This is a genomic window from Actinomycetota bacterium, assembly GCA_040755895.1.
In the GTDB taxonomy this organism is placed as follows: Bacteria; Actinomycetota; Aquicultoria; order Subteraquimicrobiales; family Subteraquimicrobiaceae; genus Subteraquimicrobium.
Genome location: JBFMAG010000023.1, coordinates 1 through 6,258, shown reverse-complemented (window position 1 = coordinate 6,258; position 6,258 = coordinate 1). Strand labels below are relative to the sequence as shown.

Annotated in this window: 5 protein-coding genes and 1 tRNA gene; 2 read left to right on the top strand and 4 right to left on the bottom strand. The window is 47.0% G+C overall.

Features of this window, described 5'->3' with window-relative positions; all coding sequences use genetic code 11:
• The coding region (locus tag AB1466_00875) for a serine/threonine-protein kinase (protein ID MEW6188655.1) at positions 1 to 1,694 on the bottom strand (1,694 nt) is incomplete at its 3' end.
• 151 nt (positions 1,695 to 1,845) lie between these two features.
• Here AB1466_00875 and AB1466_00870 point away from each other — a divergent pair.
• Positions 1,846 to 1,932 (top strand) — tRNA-Leu (locus AB1466_00870).
• Between the two features lie 111 nt (positions 1,933 to 2,043).
• On the top strand, positions 2,044 to 3,087 hold the full coding sequence (locus tag AB1466_00865; protein MEW6188654.1) for a hypothetical protein: 1,044 nt from the start codon (positions 2,044 to 2,046) through the stop codon (positions 3,085 to 3,087).
• Here the strand turns inward: AB1466_00865 and larC are convergent.
• The 3 genes from larC to larE all read right to left on the bottom strand — a co-directional run.
• Positions 3,084 to 4,271 (bottom strand): nickel pincer cofactor biosynthesis protein LarC, encoded by a 1,188-nt coding sequence (gene larC / locus AB1466_00860; protein MEW6188653.1) that lies wholly within the window; start codon positions 4,269 to 4,271, stop codon positions 3,084 to 3,086. The genes AB1466_00865 and larC overlap by 4 nt on opposite strands.
• A gap of 389 nt (positions 4,272 to 4,660) precedes the next feature.
• A complete protein-coding gene (gene larB / locus AB1466_00855; protein MEW6188652.1) occupies positions 4,661 to 5,425 on the bottom strand; it encodes a nickel pincer cofactor biosynthesis protein LarB in 765 nt (254 codons plus the stop codon).
• Positions 5,418 to 6,258 (bottom strand): ATP-dependent sacrificial sulfur transferase LarE (larE, locus tag AB1466_00850; GenBank protein MEW6188651.1); only part of this gene is annotated, 841 nt, incomplete at its 5' end. The genes larB and larE, both read right to left, overlap by 8 nt.

Below are 6,258 nucleotides of genomic sequence, written 5' to 3'. Positions count from 1 at the left end.
AGCAGAACAAATAACATTATAAGTGAAAAGGAGAGCCTTTGCATTAATCCGCCATAGGATACCTGTGGAATATTTAATATTGTGGGAATCCAGGTATATCCAATGACCAAAAGAGCGGATCCTACCAGGATTGAAAGGAGACTCGAGGAAAAACGCCTTTTGATGGTCATTGCACCCATGATGAATCCTATAACGGACCATAGGAGCGCTTGGTAGATGAGAAATGGGTGACGCAGGAATGGAGCAATTAGCTGTTTCAAGGCTCCGGTGAGACCAAGACCTTTAAGCGATTTGAAAAGAAAGTATTCATTGGGAATATCGGTGAATCTCAAGATCTGATGACCGGTGAAAAGATCGCAAAGCTCCAATCCCAGACAACCCAATCCGCTTAAGCACGCGGCAAGTGGGGGTGAGAAAATCAAACCGATCAGGAAAAGATAGACGAGTTCAAGGTTTAAATGGGCTGCGAGCGGGATGAAGAGCGGTACTATGGAGGTCAAGGGTTTCTTACGGGAGAAAGCAAGCCAATAAATCAGGGAGAATGAGGCAAAGAGTATCCCCAAACCCCATGAGTATTTGGTTATGGACGGGAAGAGTAGGGCAAAGGATGAGGCTATGCCCCCCGATGGAGCAAGGAAGGCGAGGAGGAGGATGGCCAAAGAAAGGAAGAGAGTTATACCTTCTGGATAAAAGGGAAATTTTTGGAAGGCAAGCCAGAAACTTAAGGCGAGGACGATGGAAGCGATACCCCTTTTCAGCGATTCGGCATGATCCCCAACCACTGACCAAATCTTCTCCCTCATCTGGTCCAATCCGCTGGGTATCTCCTCTTCTTCCTCTTCTCTTCGAGCCACACGGATGAGGGGCTTCAGTAATTTCTGTGGCGATACTCTTGAGGTTCGACATCGCTCCAGTTTATATCGCATCTCCGTCGCTGTTTCGAATCTTGCCTCCGGATCTTTTTCTAAGGCTTTAAGCACTACCCCATCTAGCTTTCGAGGAACTTCGGGATTTATTCGGCTGGGGGGAACGGGGTGTACATTGAGCACCTTAAAAATGGTAGCCCCCGAGGTTTCAGCGGCGAAGGGTGACACTCCGGTGAGCATTTGATAGAGGACCACACCAAGGGAGAAGATATCCGTCGCCTCATCCACGTATTCTCCTTGAGCTTGCTCCGGCGACATGTAAGCCAGGGTTCCCAAAATATCTCCCCTTCTGGTCATCGTGGAGGACTTGAGACGGGCGATGCCAAAATCCATGATTTTTACCCTTCCATCCTGGAGGAGCATGAGATTTTCGGGCTTTATATCTCTGTGAATGATTCCATTGAGATGAGCACACTCCAACCCCAGGCAAATTTGGCTGGCAATGGCGATGCTTTGATCGCAGGAGAGTGAGGATTTTTTATTTAAGATTTCCGCGAGGGTGGCTCCCTCGATATATTCCATCACCAGGTAATAGTCGTCTTCAAATTCCTCAAAATCGTAGAGGGTGACGATATTTGGGTGGTTGAGCAAGGCTACAGTGCGGGCTTCCCTTAAGGCACGGGGTGCGGTCTTGCGCGAGGACGGGATTTTCTTGATGGCCACCACCCGGTACATTCGGGTGTCATAAGCCTTGTATACTTCAGAAAATCCACCTTTTCCTAGTCCCTTAAGTATCTGATACCTGTTGAGCAACAAGTCTTCATTCATTTTCTTTATTTTAACTCTTTGACGTCTATCCACAAGTCGAAATTGCAGGAATAAGCGAAGAATTATGGAAATACTATCAGCGAGATGTACTAATGTTTACAAAGGAAGAAAAAAATAGTTCAATAATATATTGGAAGAATATTGGAAGAGGGCCGCGGTGGTGAAATTGGCAAACACGTCAGCTTCAGGAGCTGATGCCCGAAAGGGCTTGGGAGTTCGAATCTCCCCCGCGGCACCATAATATACAAAAACGAAAGCACTGCTTAAAGCAGCGCAAATAATTATCCACCAAATCATCAACCAAAATATCCACCAAATCATCAACCAAAAGTAAAGGAGTTAATTAATTTTGAGCACCACTTATTCCAAGAGAAAAAGGTATCCTTACATTCGTCGCAAAAGAAGGTCGCGTTTAAGACTTCTTCTTCTTTTTCTCCTCATTTTAGCGGTGATTTACCTCGTGGGCATCATAAGTGGGGGTTTGGGAAAAGAAAGGGAGAAAACCCGCCTCAAAACCTACATTCTCGAAACCAATAAAATCGTCGTCCAATCTAACGCCATAGCTAGGGATTTCAACCGGTTAAAAGCCGATGCGCCCAAAATATCCCGTTCCGAACTGGGGAAAAAATTAACCAACCAGGCAACGAGGAGCGGATCCCTCGCGAAGGAATCCCGCAAAATTGAGGTCCCTTCCAAATTAAAGAAAGCCCATTCGTATCTCATGATATGTCTCGATCTCCGAGCTAAGGGTTTGAAGGATTATAAACCCGCTCTATTCAGCGCTCTTAAAGATATAGATCTGGAGGTATCCAGCGGGCAAGTGGCTTTGGCGTTGATGGATCTTCGCTTAAGCGATAGGGCATATTCCCTGTTTCGAAAGGAAGTGGAGGGGGTTTTGAAGGACATGCACGTACCCGTCTCGGTGATCGATTCAAAATTCTTGAAGGAAAGCATGGCTTTTCAAAAGGAGAGCATAATTGCTTATCTTCGGGAGTTGAAGGGAGTCGAGGCTTTAGAGGAAATACACGGTGTGGGAATCATTGAACTCAAAATAGAGCCAAAGCAAGCAAGCTATGTGGTTTCGCGAAGACTGGCCATATTACCCAGGTCAAATCAGCTCTCGGCCACAGTAACCGTAGAGAATCAGGGAAATCAGCCGGAGAAAAACATTCCCGTGGAGGCAATCCTAAAGTCCGAAACCGAGCCCCGGGAGTACAAATGGCAAGCTAAAATTTCCTCCATGGCTCCCGGTGAGAAGAAAACCATTGTCTTCTCAGGACTCAAGCCCATCACCTTTAATGTCGTTCATCTTCTCACCATCAAGGTCGGTTCCGTCCCCAACGAGAAAAATACCGCTAATAACATAAGGGAATTTAAATTCATGATGCGTTAGGTTTCGCCTCTTTTCTTCAGTTCCTCTTTGGCCGCTTCTTTTGCCTTCTCGTAGACCAATTTGATGGGCACATTGGATTTTCTGGCCGCCCGTGCACAATCTTCATATTCGGGGGAGATGTTCACAATTCTTTCTCCAAGCTTGCCTATTTTAATGACAATGGGACCAAATTCCGTGTCAACCTCAAGAATTTCACGGGCTAATTTTCGGCGAGTCTCCCTTGAACATCGTATCCCGAGGGTTGTCGTCTCCTCGAATAGTATCTCCAGGATTTTTTCTTCGATCCTTAAGGGGAGGAGAACCGAGAGAGTGACTCCCGGGCGATTTCTTTTCATGTAAATTGGGGTTAACCACACATCCAGGGCACCAGCTTCAAATAGCTTTTCCATGACATGGTGATAGAGTTCAGGATTCATGTCATCGATGTTTGCCTTAATGGTCTCCACCATATTCATATCCTCGCCCATCCTTAAGGCTTCTCCCACTACGATGCGGAGAACATTCGGTATTTTTAGATCCCTGGTTCCTGCCCCATAACCGATGGATGCTATCTTCAAGGGAGGCATTTCCCCAAACTCTTTGGCATAGGTCTTTATTATGGCCGCTCCCGTGGGAGTGACCAGCTCGGTGGCGATACCCGCGCTGTAGATGGGAAGGTCCTTCAGTATCTCTAGGGTGGCCGGAGCGGGGATGGGAAGCACCCCGTGTTCCGTTCTCATCAGTCCCATTCCCGTGGCCAAGGGAGAAGAGTAAACCTCTTTCACATCCAAATGATGCAATCCAATCACCGTTCCCACGATATCTATGAGGGTGTCGTGGGCCCCAATCTCATGGAAGTGAACCTGATCTATGCTTTTGCGGTGGATTTTGGACTCGGCCTCAGCGAGCTTTAAGAATATCTGCTGACTTTTCTCTTTCACATGGGAATCTAATTTGCTCTCTTGAATGATGCTTTTCACATTGGACCAGGTACGTATGATGCCCTTTTCCTCCGCTCGGACACACACCTTCGTCGCCGAGATGCCCACTTTTTCCACTTTTTCCACTTTTATTTCATAATCTTTGAGCGGAAGCTTCTTGAGTTCGGTTCGGAGCACCTCGAAGGGAAGCCCGGCATCTAAAAGTGCACCCAAGACCATGTCGCCGCTTATTCCCGAAAAGCAATCAAAATAAGCTATTCTCATTTAAACCTCATTCACAGAGATTTTGGCAATACTTTTAAGCCATTGCGCCGCGTCTGCATCCACACTCTGTCGTTGCGAGCCTCGACTTGTTGGGGCGCGGCAATCCGACGAAGTCGTTGCGAGGCGAAGCCGTGGCAATCTCCTTTTGTTAAGTTTACCACCATAGAAAAAATTTTAAAATTTTTTCCTCATCTTCACCAGCGTTATTTTCTATGGTAAGTTGTTTTGGGTTGGTGCATATGAGAAGTTTCATAGAGTTTTGGGGATATTGCTCATTTTCTTCTTTATTTTCCCCATCTTGGCTGGTGCAAAGGCACTTTGGAGAAAGAGGGTGTGGGAGAGAAAGTAAAACCTCAGAAGCCAGACAAGAATCGACCATTAGCTATTGTCTATCGAGGTTTTTCCTCAACTATTGACTGATTTATTACGGCGGCTAGGTAGCCGGCGCCGAAGCCATTATCTATGTTCACCACGGCTACTCCGGGTGCGCAGGAGCTGAGCATGGTAAGCAGCGCCGCCAATCCCTGGAAGCTCGCTCCATACCCCACACTTGTGGGCACGGCAATTACGGGGCAGGCAACCAATCCCGCGATGATGCTCGGAAGCGCTCCCTCCATTCCGGCTATGGCTATGATCACTCGAGCCTCGGCGAGCTTCTCTTTGAACGAAAGTAAGCGATGGATGCCGGCGGCTCCCACATCATAGAGCCGATCTACATCGCTCCCCATGACCTCCGCGGTGATCGCCGCCTCTTCGGCTATGGGGATATCTCCGGTTCCCCCCGTGACCACAAGGACTTTTCCCACGAGCCTTTTTTCTTTCTGCTTTACAACCACAACTCTGGCCTCCTTGTGATATATGGCTTTTGGGTTAACCTCCTTGATGGCTTGATGAGCTGCTTCATCGGCTCTGGTGGCCAGAAGATCCTGTCCCGTCTTCAGCAAGGTCAGAGCAATTTCCTTAATCTGAGAAGGAGATTTTCCTTGGCAGAGGATAACTTCGGGGAAACCCTTCCTCAAGAGTCGATGGAGGTCAACCTTGGCAAATCCAAGTTCGGAGAAGGGCAAATCCTTGAGTCTTTCCAAAGCGGTATCGATATCTATCTTCCCATTCCGAACATCTTTTAAAAGGTCTTTTAAGCAGCGCTCAAACACATTTTTTCTCCTCTGTGGGAAAAGGAAGATTCATGCTTCCCTGGCGGTATCCTTCGAGGTCAACAGTTATATAGTCAAAACCTAGTCTCTTGAAACTATCCAAAATCCACGATCTGAGCTCGAATAATAATTGGATATCCATTTTTGCCACTTCGATTCGGGCAGTTCTTTCATCGTGAAGGCGAACTCTAACCTGGTTGATTCCAAGTTCATGGATTACGGATTCAGCTGTGTGGATGAGGTTGATCCTTTCACGAGTGATCCTCTGACCATAGGGGATTCGGGTAGCCAGACAGGCCATGGGAGATTTATTCCACGTGGGAAGGGACAAATATTTTGAAAGGAAGCGGATATCCTCTTTGGTCAGCCTTGCCTCAGCCAAGGGGCTTCGCACGCCCAATTCCTGTGCGGCTCTTTGACCTGGTCGAAAATCATCAAAGTCATCATAGTTCGTACCATCTATGAGATGTAAAATTCCTTTCTGCAAGGTAATATCGTTGAATCTAAGATAAAGATCATGTTTGCAGAAATAACACCTCTCTTCGCTGTTGTCCACAAAGTCCTCATTTTCCAGGACATCCAGGCTAATCACGATATGCTCCACATCTAGCTCCATTGCTAGCTTTTTGGCTTCTTCGACTTCTTTTGAGGGTATTATCTCGGAGGAAGCGGTGATGGCAACCACATTTTCTCCCAGGGTGTGCTCACATATTTTCAGAAGGAATGTACTATCCACTCCTCCTGAGAAAGCCACAGCCACGCTTCCCATCTCACGGATTATTTTCTGTAGGCGGTCGCACTTGCTTTTGAGTATTTTATCCTTGCTGCCTATA